The 16,452-nt window shown below is 56.6% G+C and carries 18 protein-coding genes; 7 read left to right on the forward strand and 11 right to left on the reverse strand.

Going from position 1 to position 16,452, the window contains the following annotated elements; all coding sequences use genetic code 11:
- Positions 1 to 843 (reverse strand): aspartate-semialdehyde dehydrogenase (locus ABJF76_RS16790; protein WP_413822627.1); only part of this gene is annotated, 843 nt, incomplete at its 3' end.
- 67 nt (positions 844 to 910) lie between these two features.
- Entirely contained in the window at positions 911 to 2,083 is a 1,173-nt protein-coding gene (locus tag ABJF76_RS16795) for an MFS transporter (RefSeq protein ID WP_413820185.1), read from the reverse strand.
- A 106-nt stretch (positions 2,084 to 2,189) separates the two neighbouring features.
- On the opposite strand from ABJF76_RS16795, the gene ABJF76_RS16800 reads away from it, so the two are divergent.
- On the forward strand, positions 2,190 to 3,317 hold the full coding sequence (locus tag ABJF76_RS16800) for a DUF3095 domain-containing protein (protein WP_413820186.1): 1,128 nt from the start codon (positions 2,190 to 2,192) through the stop codon (positions 3,315 to 3,317).
- Between the two features lie 18 nt (positions 3,318 to 3,335).
- Here the strand turns inward: ABJF76_RS16800 and ABJF76_RS16805 are convergent, their stop codons facing one another.
- The 3 genes from ABJF76_RS16805 to ABJF76_RS16815 all read right to left on the reverse strand — a co-directional run bounded on the left by ABJF76_RS16805 (position 3,336) and on the right by ABJF76_RS16815 (position 5,271).
- Positions 3,336 to 4,124 carry an HpcH/HpaI aldolase family protein gene (locus ABJF76_RS16805; protein WP_413820187.1) on the reverse strand — a complete coding sequence of 263 codons (789 nt, stop codon included), beginning with the start codon at positions 4,122 to 4,124 and terminating at the stop codon, positions 3,336 to 3,338.
- A gap of 189 nt (positions 4,125 to 4,313) precedes the next feature.
- The gene (locus ABJF76_RS16810) at positions 4,314 to 5,018 is read right to left on the reverse strand and encodes a winged helix-turn-helix domain-containing protein (protein WP_413820188.1); all 705 of its coding nucleotides are present in this window, start codon (positions 5,016 to 5,018) and stop codon (positions 4,314 to 4,316) included.
- Entirely contained in the window at positions 4,990 to 5,271 is a 282-nt protein-coding gene (locus ABJF76_RS16815; RefSeq protein ID WP_413820482.1) for a hypothetical protein, read from the reverse strand. The genes ABJF76_RS16810 and ABJF76_RS16815 overlap by 29 nt, the downstream gene beginning before the upstream one ends.
- Positions 5,272 to 5,454: 183 nt before the next feature.
- On the opposite strand from ABJF76_RS16815, the gene ABJF76_RS16820 reads away from it, so the two are divergent.
- From ABJF76_RS16820 to ABJF76_RS16835, 4 genes are all read left to right on the forward strand, one after another.
- Positions 5,455 to 5,958, forward strand: a complete 504-nt coding sequence (locus ABJF76_RS16820) for a hypothetical protein (protein WP_413820189.1) — start codon at positions 5,455 to 5,457, stop codon at positions 5,956 to 5,958.
- 204 nt (positions 5,959 to 6,162) lie between these two features.
- On the forward strand, positions 6,163 to 6,753 hold the full coding sequence (locus ABJF76_RS16825; RefSeq protein ID WP_413820190.1) for a ribonuclease HII: 591 nt from the start codon (positions 6,163 to 6,165) through the stop codon (positions 6,751 to 6,753).
- A gap of 112 nt (positions 6,754 to 6,865) precedes the next feature.
- Positions 6,866 to 7,966 carry a site-specific DNA-methyltransferase gene (locus tag ABJF76_RS16830; protein WP_413820191.1) on the forward strand — a complete coding sequence of 367 codons (1,101 nt, stop codon included), beginning with the start codon at positions 6,866 to 6,868 and terminating at the stop codon, positions 7,964 to 7,966.
- A 231-nt stretch (positions 7,967 to 8,197) separates the two neighbouring features.
- Positions 8,198 to 9,034 carry an MBL fold metallo-hydrolase gene (locus ABJF76_RS16835; protein WP_413820192.1) on the forward strand — a complete coding sequence of 279 codons (837 nt, stop codon included), beginning with the start codon at positions 8,198 to 8,200 and terminating at the stop codon, positions 9,032 to 9,034.
- A 3-nt stretch (positions 9,035 to 9,037) separates the two neighbouring features.
- Here the strand turns inward: ABJF76_RS16835 and ABJF76_RS16840 are convergent, their stop codons facing one another.
- Positions 9,038 to 10,171, reverse strand: coding sequence for an alkane 1-monooxygenase (locus ABJF76_RS16840; protein WP_413820193.1), 1,134 nt, complete (start codon positions 10,169 to 10,171; stop codon positions 9,038 to 9,040).
- 77 nt (positions 10,172 to 10,248) lie between these two features.
- Positions 10,249 to 11,292, reverse strand: coding sequence for an A/G-specific adenine glycosylase (mutY, locus tag ABJF76_RS16845; RefSeq protein ID WP_413820194.1), 1,044 nt, complete (start codon positions 11,290 to 11,292; stop codon positions 10,249 to 10,251).
- An 80-nt stretch (positions 11,293 to 11,372) separates the two neighbouring features.
- On the opposite strand from mutY, the gene ABJF76_RS16850 reads away from it, so the two are divergent.
- Both ABJF76_RS16850 and ABJF76_RS16855 read left to right on the forward strand, forming a co-directional pair.
- A complete protein-coding gene (locus ABJF76_RS16850; RefSeq protein WP_413820195.1) occupies positions 11,373 to 11,885 on the forward strand; it encodes a DUF721 domain-containing protein in 513 nt (170 codons plus the stop codon).
- A 5-nt stretch (positions 11,886 to 11,890) separates the two neighbouring features.
- Entirely contained in the window at positions 11,891 to 12,586 is a 696-nt protein-coding gene (locus tag ABJF76_RS16855) for a DsbA family protein (RefSeq protein WP_413820196.1), read from the forward strand.
- Positions 12,587 to 12,724: 138 nt separating this feature from the next.
- Here ABJF76_RS16855 and ABJF76_RS16860 read toward each other — a convergent pair whose 3' ends face one another.
- The 4 genes from ABJF76_RS16860 to ABJF76_RS16875 all read right to left on the reverse strand — a co-directional run bounded on the left by ABJF76_RS16860 (position 12,725) and on the right by ABJF76_RS16875 (position 16,322).
- Positions 12,725 to 14,092 carry a tetratricopeptide repeat protein gene (locus ABJF76_RS16860; RefSeq protein ID WP_413820197.1) on the reverse strand — a complete coding sequence of 456 codons (1,368 nt, stop codon included), beginning with the start codon at positions 14,090 to 14,092 and terminating at the stop codon, positions 12,725 to 12,727.
- Between the two features lie 10 nt (positions 14,093 to 14,102).
- Positions 14,103 to 14,894 carry an alpha/beta fold hydrolase gene (locus ABJF76_RS16865; protein ID WP_413820198.1) on the reverse strand — a complete coding sequence of 264 codons (792 nt, stop codon included), beginning with the start codon at positions 14,892 to 14,894 and terminating at the stop codon, positions 14,103 to 14,105.
- Entirely contained in the window at positions 14,881 to 15,885 is a 1,005-nt protein-coding gene (locus ABJF76_RS16870; protein ID WP_413820199.1) for a P1 family peptidase, read from the reverse strand. Before ABJF76_RS16870 ends, ABJF76_RS16865 begins: the two co-directional genes overlap by 14 nt.
- A gap of 86 nt (positions 15,886 to 15,971) precedes the next feature.
- Positions 15,972 to 16,322 carry a cupin domain-containing protein gene (locus ABJF76_RS16875; protein WP_413820200.1) on the reverse strand — a complete coding sequence of 117 codons (351 nt, stop codon included), beginning with the start codon at positions 16,320 to 16,322 and terminating at the stop codon, positions 15,972 to 15,974.
- Between the last annotated feature and the right edge of the window lie 130 nt (positions 16,323 to 16,452).

The following is a 16,452-nucleotide window of genomic DNA, read 5'->3' on the forward strand; positions in this document are numbered from 1 at the left end:
GTACCCGCCGTCTTCGCGCTTATCTATAACCATGATACCGGGGGCTTCGCGCAAGATATCTCGGGCTTCGTCTTCATCCAAGAAGTCTTCAAACTCAACGTTGACCGCTTCGGAGTGACCGACAAACACCGGCACGCGTACACAGGTCGCTGTGACTTTGATCTTAGGATCGACGATCTTCTTCGTCTCGACCATCATTTTCCACTCTTCCTTGGTCATGCCGTCTTCCATGAAGACGTCGATCTGCGGAATCACGTTGAATGCGATCTGCTTTTGGAACTTTTTAGGCGGGACGTCGGTCACAGGATTGTAGATCGACTTGGTCTGATCCCACAGCTCGTCCGCACCTTCCTTGCCCGAACCGGACACGGATTGATACGTGCTGACCACAACGCGTTTGATCGTGGCGCGGTCGTGCAAAGGCTTTAGCGCCACAACCATCTGCGCAGTCGAACAGTTTGGGTTGGCGATGATGTTCTTCTTGGAATAATCCATGATCGCATCTGGATTCACTTCAGGCACGATCAACGGGATGTCCGCGTCATAGCGATAAAGCGAAGAGTTATCGATGACCACACAGCCTGCCTTGGCCGCGCGGGGCGCATATTTTTCGGTGGCTTCGGAACCAACCGCAAACAACGCCATATCCCATCCCGTGAAATCAAACGTATCGAGATCCTTCGTCTTCAGCGTTTTATCACCAAACGAGACTTCCGTTCCCAGCGAACGGCGGCTTGCCAAAACGGCCAGCTCGTCGACAGGAAACTGGCGCTCGGCCAGGATGTTCAGCATTTCACGGCCCACGTTGCCGGTGGCACCCGCGATGACGACACGATACCCCATGATTTTCTCCTTCTTGGGTAGGTGACGTGGCCTTTATACCCAAAGAATGGCAGGGGAAAGGGGCGTCTCAGTCGCGGGTGTCACGGCTGCGTGCATAGAACAACAGACCGACCGCCAGCGACACTGCCAGAAAGACAAAGATCGCCACGTATGGCGCATCCGGTGCCTGTCCTGACCACGCACTGTGGATGCGTCCGGTGCCGAATTGCATAAGCCCCACGCCACCGATGCCAAACAGGTTCATCAGCGTCACACCGCGTCCCATCAAATGTTCGGGAAAAAACCCACGCGCATGTGCGATGATAACGGGAAAGCTGGATCCGAAAAAACCAACCCCGGCCAGCAATGCAATGGCAAGCCAGGCGTTCGCATTGCTGAACATGACCAACAGAACGAGCAGTATAAAGGCCGCAAAATTGCCGCCAAAGACCACCCACTTGCGGGTTCCCAATATGCGGTCCAATGGCCCATAGGCCAGCGTGCCAAGGATCATTGCCACGCTCATCACAAGGGTCGCGACACCAATCTGCGAAACGTTCAATGCAAAAACATCACTTAAGTACGGTCCAATCCACAAACCACGCAAAGCGCCGATCGGGGCGTAGTTCACAATCGCCAAAGGTAGCATCAGCCACAAAACGGGCATGCGTAGCAAATCGAGCAGCGACCCTTGCGCGTTGCCTTCAGGCTTGGCCGGGTCGCGCACAGTCGCAAGAATGCCAAGGGCGACAACCACGCAACCTATGGCCAACAACCAAAGAGCGGCCCGCCAGCCGATGGTTTGTGCGGCAAAGGCCATAGGATATGAGGACATCAGATTGCCCAAGGTACCAACCCCGATCATCAAAGCGGCTAATGTGGCAAAGCGCGCAGGGGGAAATGTGCGGGCAAAGATATAAAAGCTTGCCATCAGAACGGGTGCACAACCGACCCCGATCAGGATCATCGCGATGTGAATTTGCTCGGCCGATTGGGCCAGCGCAAAAAGGGCCGCGCCGCCGCCTCCGCCGATCAGCAGCAACCATCCGGACGTGCGGCGTGGCCCCAAAGTGTCCAGCCCCCACCCCACAGGGATTTGCAGCGCTGCAAAAGATAAGAACCATAGCCCCGAGGCCGTCGCCAGCACATCCGGCGTGATCCCAAGATCAGTTTCCAACGGTACAGTCAGCACCGCCAGAAACGCGCGAAAAAACTGACTTAGCACATAGGCCAATGCCAGCAGAATTAATCCTATTTGCATGAGGTCTCCGATCCCTTCGCATTGCGTCGCATGGCCAACCGGTTGGTGCAAGCCCGATTGCCGAACCGCGGCTCTGTGTTAGGTTGAAAAAAGAAAGAGGTGTCTGATGTTCTATGAAAGCTTGCCGCAGCGCGTGACCTTTTCCGATATGGCCCGGCCAGAGCTTTACGACCCTTTACCCAAAGATTGGGTGGTGGGCACGTCTGACATTATGGGATCAACGGCGGCGATCGCGGACGGCAAGTACAAGATTGTAAACATGATCGGGGCGGCTGTGATATCGGCGCAGATCAATGCCGCAGGCGGGCGGGCCTTTCCTTATATCTTTGGTGGCGATGGGGCGGCCTTTGCCCATCCGCAGGAATTCGCAGAAGAAGCGCGCGCGGCTTTGGCTGCTGTGCAGGTTTGGGCGCGGGAAGAGTTTGATATGGGTCTGCGGATCGGTTTGTTTTCTGTCGCGGATATCCGTGCGGCGGGGCGTGAAGTTAGGGTGGCACGTTACCGGGTTTCGGATGGCATAGACTATGCGATGTTCACCGGCGGTGGTGTGCTTTGGGCCGAAGCCCAGATGAAGGCGGGTGTGGACACGATCCCTGCCGCCGCGCCGGGCACGCAGCCGGATTTGACCGGTTTGAGTTGTCGTTGGAACCATATTAAATCGCGCAATGGCACCATTTTGTCATTGTTGGTGCAGCCGCAGGACGGTGTCAGCGGCGCGGTCTTTGGCGAGCTGGCGCAGGCGGTGTTGCAAGCGGTGCGCCATCTGGACCGCGGCGGTCACCCCGCGCCCAACGAAAGCCTCAGTACCGGATGGCCGCCGCCCGGTGCCACCCTTGAGGCCCATGCTTCGCGCGGTGATATGCCGGTTGCAAAGCGCAAACGGCAAATTCTGTTTGAGGCGGCGATTGCTTGGGTGCTTTTCAAAACCAAGATCAAGGTGCGTGGGTTTGATCCGGCGCATTACCAACGCGCCGTTGGGGGAAATGCAGATTTTCGCAAATTTGATGATGGGCTGAAGATGACGATTGATTGTGACACTGACACAATCGCGGCCTTGGCAGAGCTGCTGGAAAAGGCAGAGGCGGCAGGCACCATTCGTTTCGGAATGCATACGCAAGACGAGGCGATGATGACCTGCATCGTGCCCTCGATCATGGAAGACAATCATATCCATTTCATCGACGGTGCCGCGGGCGGCTATACGCAGGCGGCACTGTCAATCAAAAGTGGCTGAACCGTAAGGCGGAGGAGTTTACTCCGCCGACCCGCTTCCTTTTGGCACCCATGTGCCTGCCAAATTGCGCAACGCATTCGCAAGGATCAACAAGTCAAGTCCGGTCGCCACAAAACGCCCACCCCAATCCAGTGCGTCTTGGGTGAATTCCGGTGTCAGGGTAAGGATGCCGGGCGCTTTGCCCGCCGCTTCGATCTTTTTGAACGCGCCTTGGATGGTGGCCTGCACTTCGGGGTGGGTCAGCTCTCCGATATGGCCCATATCGGCTGCAAGGTCTGCCGGACCGATGAACACACCGTCGATGCCGTCGACTGCGAGGATGTCATCAAGTGCGGCCAGACCTGCACGGTTTTCGACCTGTACTAGCAAGCTGATTTGTTCATCCGCTGTTTGGCCATAATCTTTGATTGCCCCGAACCGCGAGCAGCGCGCGCCGGCATAACCGACGCCGCGGTCCCCATTCGGGGGAAAGTGCACGTCGCGCACCAGTTGTTTGGCTTGTTCTGCACTTTCGACCATAGGCACCAGCACGCTTTGTGCGCCTGCATCGAGCACCTGTTTGATCATCCATGTCTCTGATGCAGGCACCCGAACAACGGCGTGACTGTCCGAAGCGTGCAATGCCATCAATTGCATGCGGATGCGGGTGATGTCGTAGGGTGTGTGTTCGCTGTCGATCAACAACCAATCGAAGCCGGCGGTCCCTGCGATTTCGGTGGAGAGCGGATCGCCAAGGCTGAGCCAGCAGCCGATGACGGTATCGCCGTTTTTAAGCGCGGCTTTGAATGGATTGTGCGGTGCGGGCATTGGGCTCTCCTGATTTTCTGGTGACACCCTATCCTTAGGCTGGCCCAAGTGACCACTACAGAAATGAGGCGCTGGCGCGCCACACTATTTGATACATCTGCTTCCAGCAGATATTGTGTATCCCCTTTTGGTGGCAAAGCCACCTTTCGGGCAATGCGCGGGAGTTTGTTTTGCAAGATGAAGGTCGGATCAGAGGACTTTGATCACGTCTTTTTCGACGGCCAGCATATAACCACGTCGTGCGATGTTTTTCACCAGCAGTTCACTGACGATTTGGTTGCCCAGTGTGTCGCGCAGGCGTTTGATGCGGGTGGCACCTGCGGCTTCGTCGCAGTCAGCAGAGCTGCGCCCTGAGATCACCCCTTCGATTTCGGAGCCTGAGAGGACATCGTCATCCATGCGGGCTTCGGCCAAGACGGACATCGTTTCCATGGCTGCGGCGGTCAATTTGAATCCGAGGTTGTTGAGGTAGACGGTGTTTTCCTCGCGGCTGATCAGGAGTGAATTCACCTGGATACCCACCCGTTCAATTTGTGCCATGCGTCGGTTGAAGTTCACCAAAAGTACAAGGAACACGAGCGCTGCGATCATCATAGCAGTCGCAAAGATCAACAAAACGAAGATCACGGTGCGATAACTTGCCAATGTGTCCGAAAACGCCGTGCCGGATTGCGCAAGGATTTCTAGAAGTTTGATTTCTGCCGGGCTTGTGAGGTCGGAGTTTTCGATAAATATGCGTTCGACCCGCGCATCAAATGCGCCTGCGTCAGGCAAGGCGAGGAACAGCAGCAATGCCGCAATGACCAGCAACGCGACGATGCCGATTATCCCAAATGTGACCAGACGCCCGCCGGCGCGCCGCATGTCAGAAGCGGAGGTAGTACTGTCCTGCACTGGCTTTCCTTTGCTCTAGCCCTTCGGGTCCGAAGACGGCCTGTATTTGCAGCAGCGTCCAGCCTTGTGCTGCCAGCCGCGCACGAATCTGTTGGGTGGCAGAGCTTTGGGAACATTGCCCGCTGACCTGCGCCACGCCGTAGTGCAGGCGCAGGGGGTTATCCTGCTTGGCCTTGTAGTCGGCATAGCATTGCGCATGCGCAGCGCTTGCCAGGGCAAGGGTCACAAAGAGAGTGAGTGCGATCTGTTTCATGGGACGGACTTTGGGCTTTTCTTGAGAGATATTCAATAACATCAGCCCTGTGGAGTGGATGATATTTGATAACAGGGGCGCGTTATTGCCTGTCTTTGCGGTGTTGAGTGAGGGTGACGTCATCAACAACCTTCATGGGCTGGAACATCCGGTCTGCCATTCACTCGTAAAAGGACTGTCCTCATGACCCTTCGTATTCAACGCCCCTTTATCGCGACGATTGCCGCTGTCGCTATTGCAATCACCGGTTTCTCTGCTGCTCCAGCACGTGCCAGTGATAATGATGCGGCTAAGGCTTTGGCGATTGTGTTGGGGCTAGCGGTTGCTGGTGCCGTCATCCACAAACGCAATGACGATAAGAAAGCGCGTCGGGAAACTTACACACATAAGCCGGTGCCCAAGACGCACAAACGCACTGTGTCACCCCAGCGCAAACATGTGCAGCCGCGTCCTTTGCCAAGTAAAGTGAACCGCAAGCTGCTGCCCAAGGGATGCCTGAGCAATCTGCGCACGGATCGCGGCCGTCACATCCAAGCCTTTGGGCAAAATTGCTTGAGCCGTAATTATAAGTTTTCCAGTTCCTTGCCACAGCATTGTGGTCAGCGTGTGCGTACGCGTCATGGTGCAGGCTATGCCTATGAAGCGCAGTGTTTGTCGCGTCAGGGTTATCAGTTGGCCCGCCGTTAAGAGCGGGGCATAGGATCGCGTCTTTTCGTCCCTTAGGCGTGATCTGACTGGAAGGGCGGTGTTCGGGCACCGCCCTTTTTCTGTTGTACTGATTGATAGGGGGGAATTGAGCCGCTTTGCAGCGGCACACGATGTTTGCACTTTCCTGTGGAAAGTGCGTTTTGCCTCCGGCGGGAGTTTATTTTGCAAGATGAAGGGGATTGTATGCCGGACTTTTCGTTTGAGACGCAGATTGGTGGTCGCGTCGCGGGAGTGGATGAGGTCGGGCGAGGACCGCTTGCCGGGCCGGTGACGGCGGCGGCTGTTGTTCTGGATGTTGCGCATATTCCTGACGGGTTGGACGATTCCAAAAAGTTGAGCGCTAAGCGGCGCGAGGTTTTATGGGCTGAGATCATTGCCTACGCGGATGTGTCGGTGGCCCATGCATCGGTCACGGAGGTGGATGAGTTGAATATTCTGCGCGCTTCGCATTTGGCGATGGAACGGGCGGTGGCAGGATTGCGCGGTATCCCGGATCATTTGCTGATTGACGGCAATATGATCCCGCGCGGATTGACCTTGCCTGCGACTGCTTTGGTGAAGGGAGATGGGCGATCTGTGTCCATCGCGGCGGCTTCAATTGTGGCGAAAATATGTCGCGATCGGATCATGGTGGATTTGGCGCAACAGCATCCGGGCTATGGGTGGGAGACAAACATGGGATACGGATCAAAAAGCCACATGGCTGCGATCCAAAATCTTGGCATAACCCCACACCATAGACGTTCGTTCAAACCCGTCCACAACATGTTGTGACAAGGTTTTTTCTTAAGTGATTGATTCAAAAAACAAATTGACCGCGAATCAGCTATGACTCATCTTGAAGCCAACCAACGAGCACAAAATGTGCCGGGGACAGAGGCAGAAGATGACGAAACATTTGAAGAGCGCTGAGGCGCTTCCGTTGAACCAGATTATTGCGGGTGACTGCATTGACGTGATGAACAGCTTGCCTGCGGGCAGTGTTGATCTGATCTTTGCCGATCCGCCCTATAACTTGCAGCTAAAGGGTGATTTGCATCGCCCCGATAATAGCAAGGTGGATGCGGTTGACGATCACTGGGATCAGTTCAATTCGTTTAAGGCATATGACGAATTCACCAACGCTTGGCTTAAGGCCGCGCGTCGTTTGCTGAAGCCCAATGGGGCGATTTGGGTGATTGGCAGCTATCACAATATTTTCCGTGTTGGCACATCGTTGCAGAATGAAGGTTTTTGGATTTTGAACGACGTGGTGTGGCGCAAGTCAAACCCGATGCCGAACTTCCGCGGCAAGCGTTTTACCAATGCACATGAGACGATGATTTGGGCCGGTAAATCCGAAGACAGCAAATACACCTTTAACTACGAAGCACTGAAGGCCCTGAACGAAGGCATTCAGATGCGCAGCGACTGGGTATTGCCCATTTGTACCGGTCACGAACGTCTAAAAGACGATGCGGGCGACAAAGCGCACCCCACGCAAAAACCCGAAAGCCTGCTGCACCGTGTGCTGGTTGGGTCGACCAACCCCGGAGACGTGGTTCTTGACCCGTTCTTTGGCACTGGCACCACCGGCGCTGTGGCCAAGATGTTGGGCCGCGAATTTATCGGGATCGAACGCGAAGAGGCCTACCGCAAGGTCGCCGCGAAACGCATCGCTTCCGTGCGTAAATTCGACCGCGAGGCACTGACTGTGTCTGCTTCTAAACGGTCCGAACCGCGCGTGCCTTTTGGCCAGTTGGTTGAACGCGGCATGCTGCGCCCGGGAGAAGAGCTTTTTTCCATGAACAAACGTCACAAAGCCAAGGTTCGCGCAGACGGCACCTTGATTGGGGACGATATCAAAGGATCAATCCATCAGGTTGGCGCCCATCTGGAAGGCGCACCAAGCTGCAACGGCTGGACCTATTGGTGCTTCAAACGCGAGGGTAAAACCGTGCCCATCGATTTGCTGCGTCAACAGATCCGGGCAGAGATGCTGAACTAACCAAGGATTTTACGAACACCGCCAGGTGCCCGCGGCCTTGTAAAAGGCTTTGCAATGGGCACTACACCTATGCCCCGCCTTCATTGGCGGGGTTTTTTTTGTTTGGCTGTTTGGGGTGAAACGCGCCTAGTTTGGCGTGCGTTGACTATCATTGTCACCGATCTGTGACTCGTCGGATGCACGGATGGCGCGTAGTGCTAAAGGGCACCTTTTCAATTCGGAGACCTTTTTATGTCGAAACCCCTCTTATCTTTGGCGCTTGCGGCGTCAACCGTCGCCTTAACGTCTGGTGTGTTTGCACCCTCAGCCATGGCCCAAGAGGTTCAACGCGGCTTTCTGCCCGTTGCCGGGGACGTTTACCGGTTCCGCAACAATTTTCATTTTTCCATGGTTGTTGTCACGGATGCAGGTGTTGTGGTTGTGGACCCAATCAATGCCGATGCGGCGACGTGGCTAAAGGGCAATTTGTCCGAGATCACGGACAAGCCAATCACGCACTTGATTTACAGCCACAGCCATCTTGATCATGCCTCTGGCGGGGCAGCACTTGAAGCGTCGAATGTGATTGCCCAAGCCAATGCGCCCACCGCCATCGATGGCGTCGCACCCACCCAACGTTTTGATGATACGATGGTGTTCGAACATGGTGGCAAGACCATCGAGCTGACCTACCTTGGGCCCGGACATGGCGAAGACTTGATCGCGGTCGTGGTGCGCCCTGAAAACGTGGCCTTTATCACCGACGTTGCCGCCCCCAAGCGATTGCCGTTCCGCACGATGCCAAGCTCAAGTCCCGATGCATGGGTCGAACAGGCCAAAAAGGCAAACACACTAGATTTCGAAGTCTTTGCCCCAGCCCACGGCCCTATGGGCGTCAAAGCGGATTTGGATGATGTCATCACCTATATGGAAACCATGCGCGCCGAAGTGCTGGAAGGCATCAAATCCGGCGCGTCCTTGGCAGACATCCAAGACGTTGTTCTGATGGAAGATTACAGCGACTGGCTGAACTACGACACTTGGCGCACCCAGAACGTGCAGGGGTGGTACGACTATCTGGTTAAATAACCACTATCGAGGCAACGGGTTGGTCGACTTGTTATAGGCGGTCCAATCCGTGATCTCGGGGTAATACATCTCGCGCCATTTGTGCACGCGCGGGTTCATCACGCGTCGCCAAAGAGTTGGATACATCGCCGCGATCGTCATCACGGGATACCCATAGGGCAGTTGGGGGGCGTCGGCCTCTGTATAGGTTTGCAGCACAGGGAAACGGCGATCAGGTTTGTAATGGTGATCAGAATGACGTTGCAGATTGATCAGAAGCCAGTTCGACACTTTGTGCGCTGCATTCCACGAATGGCGCGGCTGGACGTGTTCGTATTTTCCCTCGCCCAGATGTTTGCGCGTCAACCCATAGTGTTCGATGTAGTTGACCAGCTCTAGCTGCCAAATCGCGATCCCGGCCTGTAGCAAAAACAGCCCCACGCCAGCCCAGCCACCAAGGGCAAAGGCCAGCACAAAACAGACCACCTGCAAGGCGCCGTATTTCCAAAACGGGTTGGACAGATCGGTTGGCGGTAAATCTTTGCGTGCCAGCATGGCGACTTCGGCGTTCCAAGCTGAATGAAAACACTGTTTTAGAACGCGCGGGTAAAAGCGGTAAAAACTTTCGCCCATGCGGGCTGTCACAGGGTCACGCGGTGTGGCGACATAGCGGTGGTGCACTAGTAGGTGTTCGGATCGAAAATGCGAATACAGCACCATTGCCAGCAACGCGTCAGCGAACCAGCGTTCATACTTGTTCTTTTGATGCATCAATTCATGCGAATAATTGATGCCTATTGTACCTGTCAGCACGCCAACTCCAAAGAAGATCAGGATTTTTTCCAACGTGCCCAGATGTTCGGCCGGGACCACATAGGCGATCATGCCAAACAGCAGCAGGAATTGCGCGGGCATCCATGCGGCGGTGATAGCACCATACCAGAACAACGCGTCCTCTTCGGTTTCGGGGTCGGCGTTATCGGTGTTTAGCCCGACAGCAAGATCAAGGAATGAAAACAGATACCACGTCACCAAAGGCAACAAGATCACAGTCCACCCGCCATAGACGGCACTGATGATCGCCAGTGGGATCAACAGAAACGACACTGCAAAGGGCAGGGCATTTTGCACTTGGGCCATGGAAGACGGTTGTGTCATGTCAGTTCCTTTTTACGCACATCGCTATCATAGGGGCCGCAATTGCGCCCTGCCAAGAGTGACGCAGCGCCGCTGCCCTAGTTTTGGATCAGATCAAACGCTTTGCGCATGACTGTAGGCAGGTCCGAGGGGCGAAAATCTTTGAGGTTCACAAAGCTGCCCGCGCCGGAGTCGGCGTCTGTGACCGTGGCCACCATGACATCCAATATCAGATGGAAATGGGTGAAGGTGTGGCGCACTTCTGCGTCCAGCTTGGTCCACTCTGCCTTGAGCGGAGGCGCGACAGGCCGAGGCAGGCTGGCGTCCACCCATTCTGATCCGGGCCACCCTAGCATCCCTCCCAATAGCCCACTGTCGGGTCGGGTTTCTAACAACCATGCGCCATCATCGCGCTGCGTCAAATAAACAGTGCCGTGGCGGATGGGTTTGGCTTTTTTCGGTGTCTTTTTCGGCAAACTGGCCGCTGTACCTCTCGCGCGCGCCTTGCAAGGGTCGCGCCATGGGCAAATGCCACAGGCCGGGGATTTCGGGGAACAAATCGTCGCGCCAAGGTCCATGACAGCTTGGGCGTAGTCTCCGGGACGTTGGTTTGGCGTTAGCCGTTCGGCATGGGCCGTCAGGATTGGTTTTGCGGCAGGTAACGGTGTGTGTTCGTCAAACATGCGTGCCATGACGCGTTCAACATTGCCGTCCACAACCACATGACGCAAATCAAAGGCGATGGATGAAACCGCTGCTGCGGTATAGGGGCCGATTCCCGGCAACTTCAACAAAGCGGCGTGATCGGCAGGAAATTCACCGCCATGATCAGCCACAACGGCCCGCGCACATTTCAGCAAATTGCGCGCACGCGCGTAATATCCAAGGCCCGCCCATTCGCCCATAACGTCAGCATCCTGTGCGGCCGCTAGGTCCGCAACGGTGGGCCAGCGCGCGATAAAGTGTTGAAAATAAGCGGTGACGGCGGCGACTGTGGTCTGTTGCAGCATGATTTCCGACATCCAAACGGCGTAAGGGTCGGGACGCAGGCCTGCTTTTTTGTCGGCAGGGGGCACGCGCCATGGCATTGCGCGCGCATGCACGTCATACCATTCCAGCAGACTATCGCTTAGATCACGCAACCGTTATGTATCCCTTACTGTGACGGGTGGTCCCAACGCCGCCGCCCGCTATGATATGCCAAGTGAAAAGGAACATAACCATGGCACCGCGCCGCGCCACAACATTCGGATTTAAACGGACGGCTTCGTTGCTGACCGGGCGGATTCGCAGCGCCAGCGAAAGCCGTGGGTTCGCACAGTCACGCTTGCTGACAGATTGGACCGAAGTGGCGGGCGCAGATATCGCCGCAGTCTCGCGTCCGGTCGAAGTCAGTTATGGGCGCGGCGGCATGGGTGCGACGCTCACGTTGTTGACGACCGGCGCGCAGGCCCCAATGCTTGAAATGCAAAAAGAACAGCTGCGCACACGCGTGAATGCGGTTTACGGCTATAACGCTATCGCGCGCATTCGGATCACGCAGACGGCGGCCACCGGTTTTGCCGAAGGGCGCGTGGCCTTTGATCACAAGCCCAAAGACACCAGCCCAAAGACCCCCGGGCCGGAAATGCACAAGGCGGCCAGCGCCGTCGTGTCCCCGGTCGCGGACGAGGGCCTGCGTGCCGCGCTTGAGCGGCTGGGCGCAAATATACTCACAAAAGAAAAACAAGGATAACGCCAATGAAACGTCTTTTCCCAGTTCTGGTCTTCGCCCTCGGCGTTGCTGGTTACTTTTGGTACTCGTCGCCCTCAAGCACCACAACACCGGGCCAAGCGGCACAGGCTGAACGTCTGTTGGGTGCTGCCAATGCGCAAACCGCTGCCGAGGATCTTGATACATCGACCATCGTGGACATGCAGATCGGCAACCCCGACGCACCCGTGACTGTGATCGAATACGCCAGCTATACCTGCCCACACTGCGCCAGCTTCCATGCGGGCAACTATAAGCAGCTCAAGGCGGATTACATCGACACGGACAAGATCAACTTTGTGTACCGCGAAGTGTATTTTGACCGTTACGGCCTGTGGGCCTCTGCCGTTGCGCGTTGTGCCGGCACACCCGAAGCGTTCTTTGGCATTTCGGATTTGCTTTACACTGGTCAGGCCACATGGACCCGTGCAGGCGGTGGCGACCCTGCCGCGATTGCGGACGAGTTGCGCAAAATCGGCCGTCTTGCCGGCCTTGAAGGCGATGCAGTCGAAGCCTGTCTGACGGACGCAGACAAGCTGCGCACGCTGGTCGCTTGGTATCAGGAAAACGCAGCGGCGGATAACGTCGACTCGACGCCTAGCTTTGTTATCAACGGCAAAAAGTACAACAACATGGCCTATCCCGAGATGGCCCGCCTGATCGACGAAGCGGCAGGCAGCTAAACGTAAGACACGCGCGAGGCTGCCTTTGCGGCTTCGCGTGAACTGCTCCGCTGCGGTGGGGTTTACGCGGCGCCAGAGACGCGCCGGACCAAAGCTAGAAAGCGCAATGGTGCGACGTGCGAAAGACCGCGTGTTCGACTAGGCGTCAGAATGGATGGCCGCCGGAATGCGCGCCCGTGCCGCTTTGGCTTGTTCTGGCAGGCCAGAGGCGTCATACACATCCGCCAACATCGCATTCAACGGCACGCCATCAGGATCAAAGGTGCGTCGCATTTCAAGCACTTGTTGGGCTTGTGACGTGCGGCCGGCCCGTACCAAAGCATCCAAGTGTATCTGCTCGAACAAATCGCGCTGCGCATGACTGCCTCCACATTCTGCCAAACGCGGCAAGGCTTTGCCCAAAAAGCGGATTGTGTCGTCATAATCGCCAGCCGCGTGGGCCGCGATGCCATGAGCTGCCCAGATCGCGACATCGGCCCATGTTTGATGGTCGTGCCGCGTCGTGTCCTCTGCGCGTGTTTCAAAGGCATTTAACAACGCTTCGGCTTCGGCCTTTTGGGTGCGTCCCAAAGCATACAAGTACTGCAAGGATAGGAACGGCGATGTGGTATCGGCACCACGTTTGGCCACGTGATCTGCCACATCCTGCCAGCGGTCCCCAACATCCACACCTGCAAATTCCATCCGGGCCAGCAACGAAACGGCCCCGACTTGGTCTTGTGAATAATCCTTGGACAATCCCCAAACATGGGTGTCGTAGGCCGCCAATAAATCATCGTGGCGTCCCGCTGAAATATAAAACAACGCCAGGTGCCACCAGTTGTGGGAATGCATGAAACTATTCAGATCAGACCAATAATGCGCCACGGATTCCAAAAACGTGGTCCCCTCCTGTACCTGCCCACGGGTGAGGTAAACATGCGCCAAAGCGTGATGCGCCCACGGTTCGGATGGATCAAGCGTTAAAGCGTGGCGGGCAGCGGTTTCGGCCTCACCCAGCAGGTGACATTCCTCGAACCCAAAGGCGAGCATACCGTGGGCATAGGCGATGTCCGCCGCCCCGGCTTGCGCCTTTTGGGCAATGCGCAGCATGGCGGGGAAATCACCGATATTAAACGTATGGTATTGGCCGAGTTTCAGCATGACCATATCGCGCGGATAGGCGGTCACGGTTGCTTCGCAATGGGCGATCAGCTTCACGATGTCGCCTGCAACAAATAGCGACGCCGCCTTGATCGATGCCGCTTCGCGTGGGGTCACAACCTTGGCCTTTTTGGCGTTGTCCAAGAAAGGCTGCGCCAGTTTCCGCGCGATGGGCGCTTCGAGAAGCATATACAGGATCGCGGCATAGGCGTTGGCAAGCCCGTTGCCGGGGTCTGCTTTGGCTGCTTTTAACACATTGGCGGCTTTGGGCTGAAAGCTGATGAAACCGTGCACAAAATCGTCGATGCCTTGCCGGATGGCATCGTTGTCGCATGTGATGGGCAGGCCATAGAGGTCTTGCATTTGGTGTCTCTCAGATTGGATGGGTGGCAGCAAACTCACGCACATAAGTGGCGACGGCTTTGGGGGCGTCCCAATGAATTGAATGGCCAGCGCCGTCAATCAAATGATGGGGAAGGTGGCCAAGAATGGTCAAAAAATGATCCGGCGGGATGATCAGATCAAGACCACCGGCCAGCGCCTGCGTCGGGCAGTTTGGATGGGCCAAAGCGCTGCCATCAAAGTCGCGCAACGCGGCCAGTTGGTGGGCCATCGCATCCACACTTTGGCCGTGCGGGTAAGCCAGACTGTCCGCTATCGCCTGTTCGATTTGTTGCGGATCATCAAAGACGCGTGGGTTAAACAGCCACGGAAACAGCGCCCGCAACCACGTGTCTGGCGGCGCGTCAGAGCGTCTTATGGCGATGAGGGCCGCGAACAGCGCGGTGTTGCGCGTCAAGCGAACAGGGGCAGAGGCGGCCAAATGGGCTGATGCGATCCGATCGCCAACAGTGTCCGCCATTTGCAAAGTGATGATGCCACCCATGGAATGCCCAAGTACATGGAACCGTTCATGCCCCAGATGGTCCATCAAAGCGATCGCATCCAAAGCCATCGTTTCGATCGACACCGGCGCATCCCATGGCGTTGTGCGCCCAGTGGTGCGGTTGTCGGGGGTGACGCAGGTAAAGTGGTCGCGCAGCAAAGGTATTAAGGGGGTCCAACTTGCGTGGTCGGACATGAAACCGGCCAACATCAGCAAAGGCGGGCCGTTGCCTGTGACCTCGTAATGCAGGGTGATGTCGTCGTGGTCAAATGTCGCCATTCAGGTCTCTCCACGTGGGCAAAAGGTCGTTTGGGGCGGCGGTTGCGGCATAGACACCGCGTGCAATGGCGCGCGACAGGCACAAGGCCGCGGCATGGCCAATCGCCCCAAGATCGCTTGGGGCCGTCAGTGGTATGGACCCGGTCGAAACGCTAAACACCAGATCACCGTCGCCGGGGCTGTGGGCGGGTACGCAGGCGCGCGCAATGCCGTCATGGGCGGCGATGGCAACGCGTTGGCATTGCGCTTTGTCCAGTGCAGCATCTGTAGCCACGATGGCGATGGTCGTGTTGGCACGTTCTTGCATCGCGCTTAGTTTGCGGCTTTCAAGGTTGCGGCCAAGGCCCATGGTTGTGTCCGGCCCAAGCCCACCGAATTCGCCGTCAATCTCAAAGGGGGCGGCCCAAAAGTGCCGTTCTCCCGGTGTTGTAACGCTGCCCATTGGGTTGGCAGCAACCAAAGCCGCGACAGTGATCCCGCTGTCAAGAACAAGCGACGCTGTGCCAAGCCCGCCCTTCATCATGGCTGTCATGGCGCCAGTTCCAGCACCGATTGTGCCAATCGGGGTTGTCCCGGTTGCCGTGTCATAGGCAGCGCGACCAAGAGAAGGATAGGGATTTTCGGCCCAATCCTTGTCCCCGCCAGACAGTAAATCAAACAGGATCGCACCCGGCACCAACGGGATAATTGCGCGGCCTACGCGGTATCCTCGCCCGTCAGCACGCAACCCGGCAACCACGCCGGAACACGCATCCAGCCCATAGGCAGACCCCCCCGATAGCACGAGGGCGTCGACCTGCGCGACTGACTTGTCAGGAGCCAATAGATCGGTTTCACGCGTGCCGGGCGCGCCACCCTGAACCGCGACAGAAGCCGTGAACGGGTGATCCGCGACCAGAACCGAGACGCCGGATTTCAGGGTATCGTCCTGCGCATGGCCGACCTTTAGGCCTGCGATATCTGTGATGGCGTTTTGCGGACCAGGGATCATTGTTGTCGTGTTGCTTTCCAAGTTTGGTGATGGCGCATCACCTATAAGCCATTGGCCGTGGGTTTTTTGCAGGTGAAAACCCCGCTTTAAATACGGGGCTTAGCGGTGGCGGTGGCAGGATCGCCTGTGTTCGGCTCCCCCTTCGGTTCGATCAAAAGAACCTTGCATTCGTGGTCTGCGCGCGGGCGATGGGTGACGCCTTTGGGTACGATGAACAGCTCTCCGGTTTTGACGGTATGGCTTTGGTTGTCTACATCCATCACCATCTCGCCTTCGAGCACCAGAAAGAAATCGTCGGTGTCTTCATGCAGATGAAACGGAAAAGCCCCCTGAAATTTCACCACCATTACATCGTTATCGTTGTAATTGGCGATCACATGTGGATCCCAATGGCCGCTGAACTGCGCCAGCTTGTCTGCAAGATTGATAGGCTGCATCGGGTCCTCCGTCGGTTGCGTTCATCATGGCGGATTTGACGGCCTCCACAAGGCCTGAGGTCGAACGCTTTGGGTACGGTGGCGCAAGTGTTCGGTATAGGCGATCAGATCTCGCGCATCCGTTTTACCG

Origin of the sequence: Tateyamaria sp. (assembly GCF_039940735.1) — a bacterium.
Lineage (GTDB): Bacteria > Pseudomonadota > Alphaproteobacteria > Rhodobacterales > Rhodobacteraceae > Tateyamaria.

Bases quoted from the DNA above. Each gene is read 5' to 3' on its own strand.
- ABJF76_RS16815 (WP_413820482.1), bottom strand. From the start codon at position 5,271: ATGAAACAGATCGCACTCACTCTCTTTGTGACCCTTGCCCTGGCAAGC.
- ABJF76_RS16875 (WP_413820200.1), bottom strand. From the start codon at position 16,322: ATGCAGCCTATCAATCTTGCAGACAAGCTGGCGCAGTTCAGCGGCCAT.
- ABJF76_RS16835 (WP_413820192.1), top strand. From the start codon at position 8,198: ATGTCGAAACCCCTCTTATCTTTGGCGCTTGCGGCGTCAACCGTCGCC.
- ABJF76_RS16820 (WP_413820189.1), top strand. From the start codon at position 5,455: ATGACCCTTCGTATTCAACGCCCCTTTATCGCGACGATTGCCGCTGTC.
- ABJF76_RS16865 (WP_413820198.1), bottom strand. From the start codon at position 14,894: ATGGCGACATTTGACCACGACGACATCACCCTGCATTACGAGGTCACA.
- ABJF76_RS16830 (WP_413820191.1), top strand. From the start codon at position 6,866: ATGACGAAACATTTGAAGAGCGCTGAGGCGCTTCCGTTGAACCAGATT.
- ABJF76_RS16805 (WP_413820187.1), bottom strand. From the start codon at position 4,124: ATGCCCGCACCGCACAATCCATTCAAAGCCGCGCTTAAAAACGGCGAT.
- ABJF76_RS16870 (WP_413820199.1), bottom strand. From the start codon at position 15,885: ATGATCCCTGGTCCGCAAAACGCCATCACAGATATCGCAGGCCTAAAG.
- ABJF76_RS16860 (WP_413820197.1), bottom strand. From the start codon at position 14,092: ATGCAAGACCTCTATGGCCTGCCCATCACATGCGACAACGATGCCATC.
- ABJF76_RS16855 (WP_413820196.1), top strand. From the start codon at position 11,891: ATGAAACGTCTTTTCCCAGTTCTGGTCTTCGCCCTCGGCGTTGCTGGT.
- ABJF76_RS16800 (WP_413820186.1), top strand. From the start codon at position 2,190: ATGTTCTATGAAAGCTTGCCGCAGCGCGTGACCTTTTCCGATATGGCC.
- ABJF76_RS16840 (WP_413820193.1), bottom strand. From the start codon at position 10,171: ATGACACAACCGTCTTCCATGGCCCAAGTGCAAAATGCCCTGCCCTTT.
- ABJF76_RS16825 (WP_413820190.1), top strand. From the start codon at position 6,163: ATGCCGGACTTTTCGTTTGAGACGCAGATTGGTGGTCGCGTCGCGGGA.
- ABJF76_RS16850 (WP_413820195.1), top strand. From the start codon at position 11,373: ATGGCACCGCGCCGCGCCACAACATTCGGATTTAAACGGACGGCTTCG.
- ABJF76_RS16795 (WP_413820185.1), bottom strand. From the start codon at position 2,083: ATGCAAATAGGATTAATTCTGCTGGCATTGGCCTATGTGCTAAGTCAG.